This window comes from Mycolicibacillus koreensis, from assembly GCF_002104795.1.
In the GTDB taxonomy this organism is placed as follows: domain Bacteria; phylum Actinomycetota; class Actinomycetes; order Mycobacteriales; family Mycobacteriaceae; genus Mycobacterium; species Mycobacterium koreense.
Genome location: NZ_NCXO01000024.1, coordinates 44845 through 60650 on the forward strand (window position 1 = coordinate 44845; position 15806 = coordinate 60650).

The following is a 15806-nucleotide window of genomic DNA, read 5'->3' on the forward strand; positions in this document are numbered from 1 at the left end:
ACGGCTGGGTACCCGATGCCTGAGGCTTCTACCGGTAAGGAGACGCGCGTGGACGACAAACAGCAGCAACTCGACGACTATCGGGTGGACCGGCAGTCCGGTTACCTCACCACCCAGCAGGGGGTGCGCGTCGATCACACCGACGATGCGCTGAGCGTAGGAGAGCGGGGGCCGACCCTGCTCGACGATTTTCACGCCCGCGAGAAGATCACCCACTTCGACCATGAGCGCATCCCGGAGCGAGTGGTGCACGCCCGCGGGTCCGGCGCCTACGGCTACTTCGAAACTTATGACGACTGGCTGGCGCCCTACACCGCAGCGAAATTCCTCACCACCGCCGGTAAACGGACGCCGGTGTTCGTCCGGTTCTCCACGGTGGCCGGCTTCCGCGGATCGGCCGACACCGTCCGCGACGTCCGAGGCTTCGCCACCAAGTTCTACACCGAGCAGGGCAACTACGACTTGGTGGGCAACAACTTCCCGGTGTTCTTCATCCAGGACGCCATTAAGTTCCCCGACTTCGTCCACGCGGTCAAACCCGAACCCGACAATGAGATCCCGCAGGCGCAATCCGCGCACGACACACTGTGGGACTTCGTGGCGCTGCAACCGGAAACGCTGCACACGATCATGTGGCTGATGTCCGACCGTGCACTCCCGCGCAGCTACCGGATGATGCAGGGCTTCGGGGTGAACACATTCCGGTTCGTCAACGCCGACGGGCAGGGCACCTTCGTGAAATTCCACTGGACCCCGAAGCTGGGAGTGCACTCCCTGATCTGGGACGAATGTCAGAAGGTGGCAGGAAAAGACCCCGACTTCAACCGCCGCGACCTGTGGGACGCCATCGAGTCCGGCCAGTACCCGGAGTGGGAACTCGGAGTCCAATTGGTCCCCGAGAGCGAGGAGCTCAACTTCGATTTCGACTTGCTGGACGCCACGAAAATCATTCCCGAGGAACAGGTTCCGGTACAACCGGTCGGCACGATGGTGCTCAACCGCAACCCGGACAACTTCTTCGCTGAAACCGAGCAGGTGGCGTTTTGTCCGGCCAACGTGGTGCCCGGGATCGACTTCACCAACGACCCGCTGCTGCAGTTCCGCAACTTCTCCTACCTTGACACCCAGTTGATCCGGCTCGGCGGACCGAATTTCGCGCAACTGCCGATCAACCGTCCGGTCGCCGAGGTGCGCACCAACCAGCACGACGGCTACGGCCAGATCGCGATCCCGGTGGGCCGGTCGAGCTACTACAAGAACTCCATCGGTGGTGGATGCCCCGCACTCGGCGCCGGCAGCGATCCTGACGTGTTCCGCCACTACACCCAGAAGGTGGAGGGCCACGCGGTGCGCCAGCGGGCCGAAGCCTTCCAGGATCACTACAGCCAGGCGCGCATGTTCTGGAAGAGCATGACGCCGGTGGAGGCGAAACACATCGTGGCCGCCTACGGTTTCGAGTTGGGGAAGGTGACTTCCGGTGAGATCCGTGCCCGCGTCGTCGACCACCTCAATCGCATCGACCACAATCTCGCCACCCAGGTGGCTGCTCTGCTCGGCCTGACCGCGCCGGAGGAACAACCCGTCGACGACACCATGGCGGCCTCCTCGGCGCTGTCGCAGATCGGCACCGGTGACGGCGGCATCGAGAGCCGCAAGATCGCGCTGCTCGCCGCCGACGGTGTCGATGTGGAAGGCACCCAGCGTTTCATCGAGGCGATGCGCCGCCGCGGCGCAATCGCCGAGGTGCTCGCCCCCGCCGCGGGCGGCGCGCTCGCCGGTGGCTCCGGTGGGCAGCTGCCGGTGGATCGCGCCATCAACACCATGGCATCGGTGCTCTACGACGCAGTCGTGGTGCCCTGCGGGCCCGATTCGGTGGCGACACTGGCCGGGGACGGCTACGCATTGCACTTCATCGCCGAGGCCTACAAGCACCTCAAGGCGGTGGGGGCGTTCGGTGCGGGGCTCACACTGTTGCGCACCGCCGGAGTCGGTGAGCATCTCGCTACCGGCACCGACGTGCTGGAGACCGACGGAGTGGTCACCACCGCTGCGGCGGCAGGTGATCTCGTTGAGTCGTTCTTCGACGCATTCGCCACGGTGCTCGCCAAACACCGTGTCTGGGATCGCCAGACCGATGCCGTCTCGGCGTGAGCAACGAACCCGCTCGACCGGTGCCGGCCTCTAAGATCGGGGCCACACAGGTCGGAACGGGTTGAAAGGGAAGCCGTGACACAGGACAGTCGCCGATCAACGGGAGGCTCCGGGGAGCGGCGTTCCCCGCTGCGCAACGATCCCACCGTGCGCGCAGCGGTCCGTTTCGCGTTGGTGGTCGCCGCCCTCGGCGTGGTGGTGCTCGTCGTTGCGTCGTTGTGGGCGAGCGGCTGCGACAGCTCCACGGCCTCCGGCGCGGCGTGCGGGACACCGCAACGCATCACGCTGGCGTTGGCAGCGCCGGCGGTGTTCTTCGCCGGGGCGATCCGGGCGTTCGCCCACACCTATCAGCGTTACCGTGACCGCCAGCCATGGTGGGGCTGGCAGGGCGCCGGCTGGTTCTTGTTGATGCTGTGTTTCGCGATCCTGTTCATGGCAGGTGTCCCGATCGCCGGGCCCGGCGTGTTGGGCTGAGCCGCGTCACGCAGAACGTCTCACGCAGAACGTCTCACGCAGAACGTTGAGTGCGCCGCCACGCCAAGGGTTGTGCAACCACGGCGTAGGTTTGTGCAACCACGGTGGTAAAACTGGGCTGATCACCGCCCTGGTTGCACAAGGCTCGGGCGAACCAGGCCACGGCCGCGGGCAAACACGCCCCGACCGCACAGAAGTCAGCGGTGCGCGCATGAGAAGGGCCCAGCCGGCTCGGCTGGGCCCTTCTTCCTCGGGATGGACGTACCGGTCAGCTACCCGGGTCCTGGTTGGCTTTCTGGCGCTGCTCATCGATCTTGGCTTCGCCGCGGGCCTGTTCGGCTTGTGCTTCCTTCTTGGCCGCCTCGCGTTCGGACTCTGCCTTGTCCTGTTGCGCGCGGCCCTCGCGGACCATGTCGTCACGGCCGGTGACGGTGCCGACCGCTTCTTTGACCTTGCCCTTGGCGCCTTCGACAACGCCCTTCACGGCCTCTTCGGCGGTGTTCTTGTCGCTCATCAATCCACCTTCCTGGTGACTACCAATGGTTCCGCGGTTTCTAATGGTTCCGCAGTTTCGCGATGAGCTCGCTTTTGGTCAGCTTCGAATAGCCTGACATGCCAAGCTCTTTTGCCCGCTTTTTGAGCTCAGGGACGGTCCAATCCGGATACGACCCGGAGCGGCCGCCGCGCTGGCCGACCTTGTGTCGACTACTGGATGCCGCGGCGTTGGCGATCCGAGCCGCCTTCTGCTTCGAGTCGCCTTTGTCGCGCAGATCCTGGTAGAGACGCTCGTCCTTGATCGACGAGTTCGGCATCGTCTTCTCCTTTCCGCGCCGGTTTTCCCGACCCGCCTACCGGGATGCCCCGGCTGCGGCGACGTTAAACCTCGCGGGTCTCCTGGGCGCGTGGCCGGCGCGTGGCCGGTTCGCGCCGCCCGAGGCGACCGATCGGGGTTACCCCCGGCGAAAAACGGGTACCTGTGTCGGGGCACCGCGTAACCGTCACTGAACATACGGTTCACCGGGGTGCCGATGTGATGCAGGAATGCCCCGAACAGACTCGGAACAGACTCGGAACAAACAATGCGCAGCGGTAACCTCAGGGAGCAGGCGACCGCTGGGAGGACGACACGTGACGGACACCAGGATGCAAGCCCCCCGAGACGAGCGCACTGACCGGTCCGTCGAGTTGCGGGTGGCGGCACGCGTGGACAACATCGCGGTCGTGCGTACCCTGGTCGGTGCGGTCGGCGCCTTGGAGGACTTCGACGTCGACAGCGTCGCGGATCTGCGGCTGGCGGTCGATGAGGCCTGTACCCAGTTGGTTCATGCGGCCAGCGACGGAGCGACGTTGGTGATGGTCGTCGACCCGGGCGCCGATGTGGTGCGGATCGATCTCTGTGTGCCCTGCCGTGGCGACCGGGAAGTGATGGTCCCGGGCAGTTTCGGCTGGTATGTGTTGACCTCCCTGGTGGATGGGGTCAACACCTACCGTGACGGTGAACAGCCCGGCGTCGGCGGCCAGACGGTCGGGGTGGTGTTGACCAAACACCGGGCGGGGATTGAGTGATGGCATCCGATGCCGGCTCGGCATCGCGGGGGAGTTCGGAGTATGCCGACGTTCCCGAGATGTTCCGACAATTGGTCGCGCTGCCCGCGGAGTCGTCGGAGTTCTCCGCCCAGCGCGACAAGATCGTGGAACGCTGTCTGCCGCTGGCCGACCATATCGCCCGCCGCTTCGACGGTCGTGGCGAGACCCGTGAGGATTTGGTGCAGGTGGCGCGGGTGGGATTGGTCAACGCGGTGCTGCGTTTCGATGTCGACGCCGGCTCGGATTTCGTGTCGTTCGCGGTGCCCACGATCATGGGCGAGGTCCGCCGACACTTCCGTGACAACAGTTGGTCGGTGAAGGTGCCGCGGCGCCTCAAGGAGATGCATCTGCGGTTGGGGGCGACCACCGCCGAGTTGTCGCAGCGGCTCGGTCGCGCCCCGACGCCGTCGGAGTTGGCCGCCGAAATGGAGGTCAGCCGCAGCGAGGTCGTCGAAGGTTTGGTGGCGGGCAGTTCGTACAACACGTTGTCGATCGACAGCGGTAGTGGCAGCGGCGGCGACGACGACGTCCGAGCGATCGCCGACACGCTCGGGTCGGTGGACGCCGGGATGGAGCGCATCGACAACCGTGAGACCCTGCGGCCGTTGCTGGCGGCCCTGCCCGAGCGGGAACGTGCCGTGCTCATTCTGCGGTTCTTCGAATCGATGACCCAGACTCAGATCGCCGAACGGGTCGGCGTCTCGCAGATGCACGTTTCGCGGCTGCTGGCCAAGTCGTTGGCCCGGCTTCGCGACCAGATGACGTGACCCGCCAGGTCCGGGCGCGAAGCCGGACCGACGGGACGAGGCGCGTGGCGGTCCGCTCGGGAACTAGCCGGAACTAGCCCGAGGCGCGCAACAGGGTGATGTCCTGGACATACCCGAGCGCCTCGGTCATGGTCCGTCGGACGGGCAGGTCCGCATCGGGGTCGCAGATCCGCAGCAGCCGGGAGACCGCGGGCCCGGTCACCAGCGCCCAGCGCAGGACGCCGGCCACCGCCGTCTGGATCCGCCGCAGGGCGTTGAATCCCGACGAGCCCATGAAATCCAGGCCGCTGACGTCGAGCACCAGCCATTCGCAGTGCGCTGCGCAGCGACGTACATAGTCGGCGAGGTGGTCGGCGTTGGCGGCATCGACCTCACCGCGCACGGTGAGAACCAGGCCGCTGCGGCCCCATCGTGCGTCGATCTGCGCGGTGTGACTCTCCCAGGATTGCGCCGGGAAGTCGATGTCCGCCGTGGGAGTTGGCCAGGGGAGGCCGGTAGTGCGCGTCACAGTCATGTCCATCGCTCCATCAGTTGCATACTCGTGCTACTGGACTCGCGTCGAGGACGTGCAACCGGAATCGAAGACTCGGAGAGGCCCGCCTCCCCGCACGTCCCTGACGCATTTCCGGGGTGGCTGTGAACTCAACCTGTTGGCGACGTTACTCCTGCGGTCGGGCTTTCACAACGGTTTGGTAACGCTGCCAGCGTCCTCTCAAGGAATCGTTACCGGCGCTGACGCCACCCCCGATGCCGGTTTCTCCGCCGCATCGTCGTCGGCAACGTGCCCGATCGGCGGTGGTCAGGTGATGGTCAGCAGCGCGTGATCGATCTTGCTGACGGTCCCCGGCGACATCTGGCCGACCACGGCGTCGATGAATCGCGCGGCCAGGTCGCGGACCTTGATGTTGGTCTCCTGGGAGCGCCAGACGAGGATGTCGAAGGCCCGTTCGGCGGAGATGCCGTGCGCGGCCATCAACACCCCTTTGGCCTGCTCGATGACTGCCCGCGACTCGCTGACCTCCGACACGGCGGTGGTGACATCGGACTGCAGCACTTCGGTGATGTCGACGTAGAACCCCGACGTGCCCAGGACGGTGTCGTCCTCGGTGAGCATGTAGTCGCCCACCACGATCACCCATCGGGTGCGCCCGGCGGTGTCGATGATGCGGTGGCGGCTGCTGAACGGCTCACCGGCCTGCACCCGGCCGAGCACCGCGGCGACTTCGGGGCGGTCGTCGGGGTGCTTGTGCTCCAACAGCAACTCGGTTGTGGGCACCACGGTGCCGGGTTCGTAGCCGTGCATGCGGGCCACCGTCTCCGACCACACCCACCGCTGATCGGCGAGGAAGAACTGGAATCGCCCGACTCGCTGCTGCTCATCGGGGTCGAGAAGTATCTCCAGCGGGTGGGCGGCCTCGCGGGATGCCGCTGCGTCGGTCGCGGTCGACGGGGACTGGGGGAGGGGCGCATCGACATCGCCGACCAACGGACACCTGCTTCTCGCATCGTTAAAACCGGTGAAAGCTGAGCGACGCTGCTGCTGAACGTCAGGGTTGTATTTTACAACGCCGACGCACCGCTGTCGGCAACCGCGCCGGGGCACCACCCCCGTGGGTGGCGCCCCCGCAGTGAGCAGCGGTTACTGGTTGGACTGTTGACGCTTCTCGGCGGCCTCGGCGCCACCCCGCGCCGCTGCGGCCTCCGCTTCCTTCTTGGCGGCGTCGCGTTCGGCCTGGGCCTTGTCCTGCTGGGCACGGCCCTCCTGGGCCAGGTCGTCGCGGCCGGCCACGTTGCCCACCGCTTCCTTGACCTTGCCCTTGGCGCCCTCCACGGCGCCCCGAAGCCCCTCTTGCGGGCCGTTGTTGGCATCGTCGGACATACGTCCTCCCTTCGTTGTCCGTCATCGCGTTCCCGTCGTTGGAACCGGCCAAACGTCCGCTGGCACGCGGTGTGCTCAGTCGTCGGGTTCGACCTCTTCGGGTTCGACGTCGTCGGTTTCCTGCGCCAGTCGCTGGTCGAGCGATTCCCCGTCGCGCTGCTCGGCGGCGGTGACCCCGTGACGATCGACCGCAACCCACCGCTCGGGTGGATCCATGCCCTCCTCCAGCGGGTCCAGTCCGATCCGGTCTTCGTCGAGATCCTCGGCGCCGACGCTGCTGGTGAGATCGGTGTTCACCGCGTCGCCCGGGTCCGGCTGATACGCAGATGCGGTGTCGTTGTCGGCCATGCCCCCTCCTTCACTGGTGTCGGCGGCTGTCCATGAGCGGCCACCGGGGGTGCTGACGACACGACGCGGATGCGACATCGGTCGCCCCCGGTTCCGGACACTTCGCGATTACGCCTCGACTACCCCAACCGATTACCCCAACCGTGACGCGGTTAATCGGCGACCACCTCCGCCAACCGGCGTGGTCCGGTGACGGTTTGAGCGTGGCGCCCTCGGGTATGCGCAGAACCGACGCGTGACAGTCGAAGGAGTACACCATGACGAACACCGCGGATTTCATCGTCGACCGGCTACGCCAATGGGGAGTACACCGCATCTTCGGCTATCCCGGGGACGGCATCTTGTCGATGGTGGGGGCACTGGATCGCGCCGACGGGGATCCCGAACTGATCCAGCCGCGCCACGAGGAGATGGGCGCGTTCATGGCGAGCGGGCACGCCAAATTCACCGGCGAGCTGGGCTGCTGTCTGGCCACCTCCGGCGGCGGCGCGATCCACCTGCTCACCGGCCTCTACGACGCGAAACTCGACCATCAACCGGTGGTGGCGATCATCGGGCAGCAGAAACGGATGTCGCTGGGCGCGGCATTCCAGCAGGAGATCGACCCCACCTCGCTGTACAAGGACGTGTCGTCGGATTTCATCCAGACCTGCATGGCCCCGGTCCAGGCGCGCCATCTGGTGGACCGGGCGTGCAAGGTGGCGCTGACCAACCGCACCGTGGCCACCGTCGTGTTGCCCGAGGACGTCGCCGAGGAGGAGGCGGTGCCGTCGCCGCCGCGGGTGCACGGCGCGGTCTTCAGCGGGGTCGGCTGGACCAAACCGCGGATGATCCCGCCGCAGTCGGAGCTGCAGAAGGCCGCCGACATCCTCAACGCGGGCCAGAAGGTGGCGATCCTCGTCGGCGCCGGTGCCGCCGACGCCGTCGACGAGGTGGAGCGCGTCGCCGACCTGCTGGGCGCCGGGGTGGCGAAGACCTCGCTGGGGCGCGCCGTACTTCCCGACGACCTGCCGTACGTGACCGGTCCGATCGGTCTGCTCGGATCGACCGCCAGCGAGGCGATGATGTCGGACGCCGACACGCTGTTCATGATCGGCTCAAGCTTCCCCTACGCCGAATGGCTGCCGAAGGAGGGACAGTGCCGCGGCGTGGAGATCAACCACGACGGACGAATGATCGGGCTGCGCTACCCGATGGACGCGAACCTGATCGGTGACTCCAAAGACACCCTGGCCGAACTGATCCCGCTGCTGAAACACAAAGAGGACCGGTCCTGGCGCTCCACCGTCGACAGCGAGGTGGCCACCTGGTGGCGGGTCCTCGATGACCGGGCGCACGACAAGGCCGACCCGCTGAACCCCGAACTGGTCGTGCACGAATTGTCCAAACGGTTGCCCGACAACGCCGTGCTGACCACCGACGCCGGATCGGTTGCCAACTGGTGGGCCCGGCATCTGCGGTTGCGCCCCGGGATGGCGGCGTCGCTGGGGGGCAACCTGGCCAGCATGGGGCCGGGAACCCCGTATGCGATCGCCGCGAAACTGGCCCACCCGGACCGTCCGGTCATCGCCGTCGTCGGCGACGGGGTGTTCCAGATGAACGGGATGGCCGAGATGATCACGGTCAAGCGCTACCGGGAGCGCCTGTCGAACGGGCCGCTCATCTTCTGCGTCTTCAACAACCAGGATCTCAACCAGGTCACCTGGGAACAGCGTGCTATGGGTGGTCAACCCAAATTCGAAGGCAGCCAATACATCCCCGATGCTCCCTACGCCGAGTTCGCCACCCTGCTGGGCTTGACGGGGATACGCTGCGACGATCCGTCCACCATCGGCCGGGCGTGGGACGAAGCGCTGTCGGCGTCCGGCCCGGTGGTGCTGGAAGTGGTCGTCGACGCCGATGTGCCGCCGGTGCCCCCGCAGATCCGCAGCGAGATGGCGAAGAACACCGCCAAAGCCGTGCTGCGTGACCCGGACCGGGTGAGCATGACCACCAAGGGTGCGAAGCAGAAGATGCACGAGTTCACCGAGTCGGCGAAACAAACAGTGCGTGACGTGCGCGAACGGATCCGCGACGAATGACGTCGCGGGGCGTGTCGACAGTGTCCGTAGATTCGGCGACCGGGCAATCGCCGCGTTTGCCGCCACTGCCGCCGGGGTAACCCGGGGTGATGTTGCCGGAATTGACGACCCGCTCGCTGCCCTCGGTGAGCCCGCCGCGTCGCGCCGCCCTGGTCACCGACAGGGTGTATGTGCCACAGGAGGATTCGCAGTTGCTGGTCGGCGTGATGGCGTCGACGGGCGTGGCCTACCGCAAGCGCGTTTTGGACCTGTGTACCGGCAGCGGACTGGTGGCGATCGCCGCGGCCGAACTGGGGGCTGCCGGTGTCACCGCCCTCGACATCTGTCCGCGGGCGGTGGCGTGCGCGGTCGCCAACGCGCGCAGTGCCGGGGTCGACGTCGACGTGCGCCAGGGGCCGTGGATGTACGCCTTGACCGCCGCTCCGTTCGAGGTCGTGGTCGCCAACCCGCCGTACGTGCCCACCCCGCCCGGTGCGGCGCCGCCGGCTGTTGCCGGCTTGCCGCCCTGGTCGTGGGACGGCGGGGTAGACGGTCGGGCGGTGCTCGGACCGTTGTGCGAATCCGCCGACGAACTGCTGGGTGAGGGCGGTGTGCTATTGCTGGTGCAGTCGGAGTTCGCGGACGTGGACCGCTCCCTGCTGGACCTGTGGGGGGCGGGTCTGCATGCGAAAGTCGTTGCCGAGCAGCGGATTCCCTTCGGACCGGTCCTCTCCAGCAGGCGTGACTGGTTGGAACAGACCGGGCGGATGGAACCGGGCTGCCGCAGTGAGCGGCTCGTGGTGATCCGGGCGGACAAGCCGTGAGCGCCGACGCTGTCCGCCGGGTGCGGGTGGTGCGCAACGGCCCGGTGTTGATCACCGGCCCGGTGCGCATCGAAACCGCCGACGGGGTGGTGGAATCGGATCGTTTCCAGGTGGCGGTCTGTGCGTGCGGACGCAGCAAGTCCTACCCGCTGTGCGACACCAGCCACCGGCGCTGCCGCCGCTAGGCCCCCTGAGAGGCTCCCTGGGGGCCCCTGACGCGCCGGCGCCTACCGTTCGGCGGGCGGCGCCAACGGAAGTGGCGAGCGCAACGCCGTCTGGTCGGCCCGCCACGCGGTGAGCATCTGGTCGGCGAGGCGGTCCTCCACCACGGCGGCGGCGCGGACACCGAAGACGATGTCGCGCTCCACCTCGGGTTCAGCGGCGATCAGCGCACCCACGACCTCGCTGCGCACCACCTGTTCGTGCACGGCGTCGGCTTCGACGTGCTCGCGGTAGAACCCGACGCACGCCTCGGGGGCCCCCAGACGCCGCAACGCGGCCACCAGTCGCTGCGACCCGGGCGGGGAAGTGATCTCGGTGGCCGCGAAATGGCCGACAACCGCACCGCGCCACCGCCGGTGCAGCCCGAACAGCGACATCAGGTTCACCGTCGCCAACGCTTCCGCCGACACCACGTCGAGATAGCCCAGATAGCCGGGGTCTAAATCGGCGGCGGCCATCAGATCGGCGAACAGCTCCTGATGCACCCGGGGTCCGTGGCCCGCCCCGTACTCGTCGAACTCGATCGCCACGAACGCGGCCTTCGCCCCGCCCGCCAGCCGCGGGATCACCCACGCGTGCGGGTCCCCCTCCTTGAGGTGATACACCGAGCGTTGCACGAAGTATTCACGCATCTGCTCCCAGGTTCCGCTGTCCCGCAGATACCAGGTCAGGCCGGTGCCGCGCACCGGCTCGACGGTCAACGCGTCCATCTCCGCGGTCGCCGACGCCGCCGGAGCGATGCCGCCGACGTCGTCGGTCACCCGACCCAGAAACGCCTGCTCGAGGCGGCGCCGCAGCTCCAGCAGTCCCGGCTCCCATTCCCAGTGCGGGTCGACCCCGGCGAACCCGCGGTAGTGCAGCTCGTAGCAGACATACAACGCCAGCTGCAGGTCCCGTCCGTACGGGTCGACCCCCTCGACGGCCGCCCCGAGGTGGGCCAGCCGCTCCGGGGACCCGGCGAGGGTCTCGCAGACCGCCGTGGACAACGGACCGCACCCGGTCGGCAACGGCGGGGCCCCGGCGGGCGGACGGGTCGGCGCGATACTCATGGCTGTCTCATACCCCCGCGGGGTCGCCGGTGAAACCCGGTGGTGGCGAGCACCACCCGCCGCCGGTTTGGTGTTGCCGACGACGGGTATGCGACGGCCATGACACGCTTCGGCTACACGTTGATGACCGAGCAGAGCGGGCCGGGGCAGCTGGTGCGCGACGCGGTCGCCGCCGAACGGGTCGGCTTCGACTTCGCCGTCTGCAGCGACCATTTCACGCCGTGGCTCAGCGCCCAGGGCCACGCGCCCAACGCCTGGGCGGTGCTCGGGGCGGTCGCCTACGCCACCGAACGGATGCAGCTCTACTCCTATGTCACCTGCCCGACCATGCGCTACCACCCGGCGGTGGTTGCGCAGCAGGCGGCGACCGTGCAGCTGCTCTCCGGCGGCCGGTTCACCCTCGGCGTGGGCAGCGGTGAGAACCTCAACGAGCACATCATCGGTGCGGGTTGGCCGACCATCACCCGCCGCCAGGACATGCTGCGCGAGGCCATCGAGATCATCCGCGCACTGTTCAGCGGCGAACCGGTGAGCATGCGCGGCGACCATTTCCGGGTCGAGATGGCCAAGCTGTGGGACTGCCCCGACCAGCCGATCGGGATCGGCGTGGCGCTCTCGGGCCGGTACGGCATCGACACGCTGGCCACCCTCGCCGACCATCTGATCGCGGTGGCCCCCGACCCGGGGCTGGTGCACGCCTGGCACAGCGCCCGTCAGGCCGCCGGCCTGGCCGGCGGTGGGCGCATCGTCGGACAGCTGCCGGTGTGCTGGGACACCGACCGGCAGGCCGCGATCGCCCGCGCCCACGACCAGTTCCGCTGGTTCGCCGGGGGCTGGCAGGTCAACGCCGAGCTGCCGACACCGGCCGGCTTCGCCGCCGCCACCCGCTACGTGCGCCCCGAGGACGTCGCCGCGGCGATCCCCTGTGGGCCCGACCTGGACCCGATCATCGACGCGGTCGACGGCTACCGGCGCGCCGGGTTCACCGACATCGCGCTCATCCAGATCGGTGGGCGCCACCAGGACAGCTTCCTCGCCGAGGCGGCCGAGCCGCTGCTGGCGGCGCTGCGCCGTGGACCGGCCGACGGTCGGTGACGATGAGCCGATTGCATCCGTTCCCCGGCGGGTATGGCTAGCGCCACGCCCCCGTTCCCGACGACGGAAGGGGATTCCGGTGGCCGAACACCGGGCCGCGCCCGATCCGCTCGACGACGCGCGACCCTAGACCGCGGCCATCGGTGAGCCCACCGAGACGACGCAGGAAGGACAGGTCATGGCAGAGCGACTGGCCGGCCAACGCATCGCGGTGTTGGCCGCCGACGGTGTGGAGCGTGTGGAGTACGAACAGCCGGTGGCGGCGCTGCGGGAGGAGGGCGCCCAAACCGAGCTGTTGTCGCTGGACGTCGGGCAGATCGCCGCCCGCGACCACGACCTGGATCCGGCGGGGACCTTCCCCGTCGACCGCCGGGTCGCCGACGCCAGCCCCGCCGACTTCGACGGTTTGGTGTTGCCCGGTGGCACCGTCAACCCGGACAAATTGCGGATGGACGGTGGCGCGGTGGCATTCGTGCGGGAGTTCGTCGAATCCGGCAAACCGGTCGCCGCGATCTGTCACGGCCCGTGGACACTGGTGGAGGCCGAGGTGGTCGCCGGGCGGCGGTTGACGTCGTATCCGAGCATCCGCACCGATCTGGCCAACGCCGGCGCCGACGTCGTCGACGACGAGGTGGTCATCGACGCGAACCTGATCACCAGCCGGTCCCCGGCCGACCTGCCGGCGTTTTGTGCCGCGCTCGTCGACCGGCTCGCCGACGGCGCCGAACCGGCCTGAGCAACGGGTTTCACCGCGCGGGCACCGGGTACCCGCAGACCATGAGTAACTCCGAGAGCCCGATTGATTACGCGCGCACCACCCGCCCGCGTGCCGGGCTGGTGATGAAGGACCGCCGGGAGCTGCCCGGCGCCGCCCTGGTGGTGTGGTCGGTGATCTGCATCGTCGGGTTCATGACCGCGTTGGCGATGGGCAGCACCGGGTGGATGATCGGGCTGGGCGCTGTGGCGGTGGCGGCCGGTGCGGCCGGCGTGCTGTGGATCCTGTTAGGGCGCCGTCGCGCCGCCCGCCTCGACAACGGCGGCGACGGTGGGCGACAGACCCAACGCCCCGGCGGCGAAACGGGAGGCTGACTCGGCTGCGGCCTGCGCGGCCTGCCGGTGACCGGCGCGGGCCCGCGGCGTCAACACCGCGGTGGCCGGATCGAGCACCACCTCGGCGAGCAACTCCCCGGTGGTCGGCTCGCACACCGCCCATGTGTAGCGGGTCTCGGTTGCCCAGCCGTCGGCGGCGCGTGCCACATACTGCGGATCGGTCTCACCGAGGTCAGCCAGCGACGCCCGGTCATCGACCCGATCGTCGGCGCGGAGACCGCGCAGATACCAGTCGCCGGCGTTGATCTCGACGGCCTCCACGGGACGGGCCGCCTACTTGATCTCGGCGAGCACCGTGCCCTGGGTGATCGCGGCACCGGCCTCCACGGCCAGCCCGGTGATCACACCGTCTTTGTGGGCGGTGACCGGGTTCTCCATCTTCATCGCCTCCAGGACGACCACCAGGTCACCGGCGGCGACCTCCTGGCCTTCCTCGACGGCGACCTTGACCACGGTGCCCTGCATCGGCGCGGTCACCGCGTCCCCGGACGCGGCCGCACCGGCCGCGGCGCTGCGTTTGCGGGCCTTCGGCTTCTTGCGGACCGCGCCGCCGGCGCCACCGCCGCCGTTGCCCAGCGCCAGGTCGCCCGGCAGCGACACCTCCAGGCGGCGCCCGCCGACCTCGACGACGACCTTCTGCCGCGGCAGCGCCTCATCCTCGCCGAGGGCCTCCCCGCCGGTGAAGGGCTCGAGGGTGTTGTCCCATTCGGTCTCGATCCAGCGGGTGTGCACGGAGAAACCGTTCTCGTCGCCGACGAATGCCGGGTCGCGCACCACGGCGCGGTCGAACGGGATCACCGTGGCCAGGCCTTCGACGTGGAACTCGTCGAGGGCCCGGCGGGCACGCTCGAGGGCCTCGGTGCGGTTCGCGCCGGTGACGATCAGCTTGGCCAGCATCGAGTCGAACTGCCCGCCGATCACCGAGCCGGTCTCGACGCCGGAGTCCATCCGGATGCCGGGGCCGGTGGGCGGCTCGAATCGGGTGACCGGGCCGGGCGCGGGCAGGAACCCGCGGCCGGCGTCCTCACCGTTGATGCGGAACTCGAAGGAGTGCCCACGCGGCTCGGGGTCCTCGGTGAGGTCGAGCTTCTCGCCGTTGGCGATGCGGAACTGCTCACGCACCAGGTCGATGCCGGACGTCTCCTCGGTGACCGGGTGCTCCACCTGCAGCCGGGTGTTGACCTCCAGAAACGAGATCAGGCCGTCCTGGCCGACCAGGTATTCCACGGTGCCGGCGCCGTAGTAGCCGGCCTCCTTGCAGATCCGCTTGGCGGATTCGTGGATCTCGGTGCGCTGCGCGTCGGACAGGAACGGCGCGGGGGCCTCCTCGACGAGCTTTTGGAACCGGCGCTGCAGCGAGCAGTCGCGGGTGCCGGCCACCACGACGTTGCCGTGCTGGTCGGCGATGACCTGCGCCTCGACGTGGCGGGGCTTGTCCAGGTAGCGCTCCACGAAGCACTCGCCGCGGCCGAACGCCGCGACCGCCTCGCGGGTGGCCGACTCGAACAGTTCGGGAATCTCCTCGATGGTGCGGGCCACCTTCATGCCGCGGCCGCCACCGCCGAACGCCGCCTTGATCGCCACCGGCACACCGTGCTCGTTGGCGAACGCGACCACCTCGTCGGCGTCCTTGACCGGGTCGGGGGTGCCCGGCACCAGCGGCGCCTTGGCGCGCGCCGCGATGTGGCGGGCGGTCACCTTGTCGCCGAGGTCGCGGATCGACTGCGGGCTCGGCCCGATCCAGATCAGCCCGGCGTCGATCACCGCCTGGGCGAAGTCGGCGTTCTCGGAGAGGAACCCGTAGCCGGGGTGGATGGCGTTGGCACCGGACTTCTCGGCAGCCTCGAGGAGCTTCTCGAACACCAGGTAGGACTCCGCGGAGGTCTGCCCGCCCAACGCGAACGCCTCGTCGGCCAACCGCACGTGCGGCGCGTCGGCGTCCGGTTCGGCGTAGACCGCCACACTGGGCAGGCCGGCGTCCCGGGCGGCCCGGATCACTCGCACCGCGATCTCCCCGCGGTTGGCGACGAGCACCTTCTGGATCCGTGAGCTGGCGTGACTGGGCACTTGGTCTCCTACTCGGGCGTGGTCTGTGAACAAGTCTCTAAGAGAAGTCTTTAAAGAATGTATCCGACGAGGCAGTCTAAAGGGTGTCGAACCCGCCGCTGCAGTCGAGTCTTCCCGGCCGCGGCGCACCCGCACCGCCGCCGCGGGGCCGAATTCACGCGCTGCGCAACCGG

Annotated in this window: 19 protein-coding genes; 10 read left to right on the plus strand and 9 right to left on the minus strand. The window is 68.4% G+C overall.

Annotated elements, in window-relative coordinates:
• The first annotated feature begins 15 nt into the window (after positions 1-15).
• Both B8W67_RS11720 and B8W67_RS11725 read left to right on the plus strand, forming a co-directional pair.
• Positions 16-2151, plus strand: coding sequence for a catalase (locus B8W67_RS11720; RefSeq protein ID WP_085304111.1), 2136 nt, complete (start codon positions 16-18; stop codon positions 2149-2151).
• 75 nt (positions 2152-2226) lie between these two features.
• Positions 2227-2625 (plus strand): hypothetical protein, encoded by a 399-nt coding sequence (locus B8W67_RS11725; RefSeq protein WP_085304113.1) that lies wholly within the window; start codon positions 2227-2229, stop codon positions 2623-2625.
• 268 nt (positions 2626-2893) lie between these two features.
• Here the strand turns inward: B8W67_RS11725 and mbp1 (B8W67_RS11730) are convergent, their stop codons facing one another.
• Both mbp1 (B8W67_RS11730) and B8W67_RS11735 read right to left on the minus strand, forming a co-directional pair.
• Positions 2894-3139, minus strand: a complete 246-nt coding sequence (gene mbp1 / locus B8W67_RS11730) for a microaggregate-binding protein 1 (RefSeq protein ID WP_069391164.1) — start codon at positions 3137-3139, stop codon at positions 2894-2896.
• Between the two features lie 40 nt (positions 3140-3179).
• On the minus strand, positions 3180-3437 hold the full coding sequence (locus B8W67_RS11735) for a DUF7218 family protein (RefSeq protein WP_069391165.1): 258 nt from the start codon (positions 3435-3437) through the stop codon (positions 3180-3182).
• A gap of 331 nt (positions 3438-3768) precedes the next feature.
• Here B8W67_RS11735 and B8W67_RS11740 point away from each other — a divergent pair, with 331 nt between their 5' ends.
• Positions 3769-4191: an ATP-binding protein gene (locus tag B8W67_RS11740; protein WP_174254736.1), complete on the plus strand. Its 423-nt coding sequence runs from the start codon at positions 3769-3771 to the stop codon at positions 4189-4191.
• The gene (locus B8W67_RS11745; RefSeq protein ID WP_069391167.1) at positions 4191-4979 is read left to right on the plus strand and encodes a SigB/SigF/SigG family RNA polymerase sigma factor; all 789 of its coding nucleotides are present in this window, start codon (positions 4191-4193) and stop codon (positions 4977-4979) included. The genes B8W67_RS11740 and B8W67_RS11745 overlap by 1 nt, the downstream gene beginning before the upstream one ends.
• Positions 4980-5052: 73 nt before the next feature.
• On the opposite strand, the gene B8W67_RS11750 is transcribed toward B8W67_RS11745, so the two are convergent.
• The 4 genes from B8W67_RS11750 to B8W67_RS11765 all read right to left on the minus strand — a co-directional run bounded on the left by B8W67_RS11750 (position 5053) and on the right by B8W67_RS11765 (position 7206).
• Positions 5053-5493, minus strand: a complete 441-nt coding sequence (locus B8W67_RS11750) for an STAS domain-containing protein (RefSeq protein ID WP_163797158.1) — start codon at positions 5491-5493, stop codon at positions 5053-5055.
• A gap of 285 nt (positions 5494-5778) precedes the next feature.
• Positions 5779-6381, minus strand: coding sequence for a PAS and ANTAR domain-containing protein (locus tag B8W67_RS11755; RefSeq protein ID WP_234793829.1), 603 nt, complete (start codon positions 6379-6381; stop codon positions 5779-5781).
• Positions 6382-6618: 237 nt separating this feature from the next.
• Positions 6619-6858: a microaggregate-binding protein 1 gene (gene mbp1, locus B8W67_RS11760; protein WP_069391168.1), complete on the minus strand. Its 240-nt coding sequence runs from the start codon at positions 6856-6858 to the stop codon at positions 6619-6621.
• A gap of 75 nt (positions 6859-6933) precedes the next feature.
• On the minus strand, positions 6934-7206 hold the full coding sequence (locus B8W67_RS11765) for a hypothetical protein (RefSeq protein WP_085304117.1): 273 nt from the start codon (positions 7204-7206) through the stop codon (positions 6934-6936).
• 257 nt (positions 7207-7463) lie between these two features.
• Here B8W67_RS11765 and B8W67_RS11770 point away from each other — a divergent pair, with 257 nt between their 5' ends.
• The 3 genes from B8W67_RS11770 (at position 7464) to B8W67_RS11780 (ending at position 10275) form a co-directional block, all read left to right on the plus strand.
• Positions 7464-9287 carry a thiamine pyrophosphate-requiring protein gene (locus B8W67_RS11770; RefSeq protein WP_085304119.1) on the plus strand — a complete coding sequence of 608 codons (1824 nt, stop codon included), beginning with the start codon at positions 7464-7466 and terminating at the stop codon, positions 9285-9287.
• A gap of 89 nt (positions 9288-9376) precedes the next feature.
• The gene (locus B8W67_RS11775; protein ID WP_085304134.1) at positions 9377-10090 is read left to right on the plus strand and encodes a HemK2/MTQ2 family protein methyltransferase; all 714 of its coding nucleotides are present in this window, start codon (positions 9377-9379) and stop codon (positions 10088-10090) included.
• Positions 10087-10275, plus strand: a complete 189-nt coding sequence (locus tag B8W67_RS11780; protein WP_085304120.1) for a CDGSH iron-sulfur domain-containing protein — start codon at positions 10087-10089, stop codon at positions 10273-10275. The genes B8W67_RS11775 and B8W67_RS11780 overlap by 4 nt, the downstream gene beginning before the upstream one ends.
• Before the next feature lie 42 nt (positions 10276-10317).
• Here the strand turns inward: B8W67_RS11780 and B8W67_RS11785 are convergent, their stop codons facing one another.
• The gene (locus B8W67_RS11785) at positions 10318-11361 is read right to left on the minus strand and encodes an iron-containing redox enzyme family protein (RefSeq protein ID WP_085304122.1); all 1044 of its coding nucleotides are present in this window, start codon (positions 11359-11361) and stop codon (positions 10318-10320) included.
• A 99-nt stretch (positions 11362-11460) separates the two neighbouring features.
• On the opposite strand from B8W67_RS11785, the gene B8W67_RS11790 reads away from it, so the two are divergent.
• The 3 genes from B8W67_RS11790 (at position 11461) to B8W67_RS20555 (ending at position 13545) form a co-directional block, all read left to right on the plus strand.
• Positions 11461-12456: a TIGR03557 family F420-dependent LLM class oxidoreductase gene (locus B8W67_RS11790; RefSeq protein WP_069391263.1), complete on the plus strand. Its 996-nt coding sequence runs from the start codon at positions 11461-11463 to the stop codon at positions 12454-12456.
• A gap of 178 nt (positions 12457-12634) precedes the next feature.
• Positions 12635-13192, plus strand: coding sequence for a type 1 glutamine amidotransferase domain-containing protein (locus tag B8W67_RS11795; protein ID WP_085304124.1), 558 nt, complete (start codon positions 12635-12637; stop codon positions 13190-13192).
• Positions 13193-13233: 41 nt separating this feature from the next.
• The gene (locus B8W67_RS20555) at positions 13234-13545 is read left to right on the plus strand and encodes a UsfY protein (RefSeq protein WP_133056099.1); all 312 of its coding nucleotides are present in this window, start codon (positions 13234-13236) and stop codon (positions 13543-13545) included.
• Here the strand turns inward: B8W67_RS20555 and B8W67_RS11800 are convergent.
• Both B8W67_RS11800 and B8W67_RS11805 read right to left on the minus strand, forming a co-directional pair.
• Positions 13459-13827, minus strand: a complete 369-nt coding sequence (locus B8W67_RS11800; RefSeq protein ID WP_069391176.1) for a hypothetical protein — start codon at positions 13825-13827, stop codon at positions 13459-13461. The genes B8W67_RS20555 and B8W67_RS11800 overlap by 87 nt on opposite strands.
• 12 nt (positions 13828-13839) lie before the next feature.
• Entirely contained in the window at positions 13840-15633 is a 1794-nt protein-coding gene (locus B8W67_RS11805; protein ID WP_069391177.1) for an acetyl/propionyl/methylcrotonyl-CoA carboxylase subunit alpha, read from the minus strand.
• Positions 15634-15806: the final 173 nt, after the last annotated feature.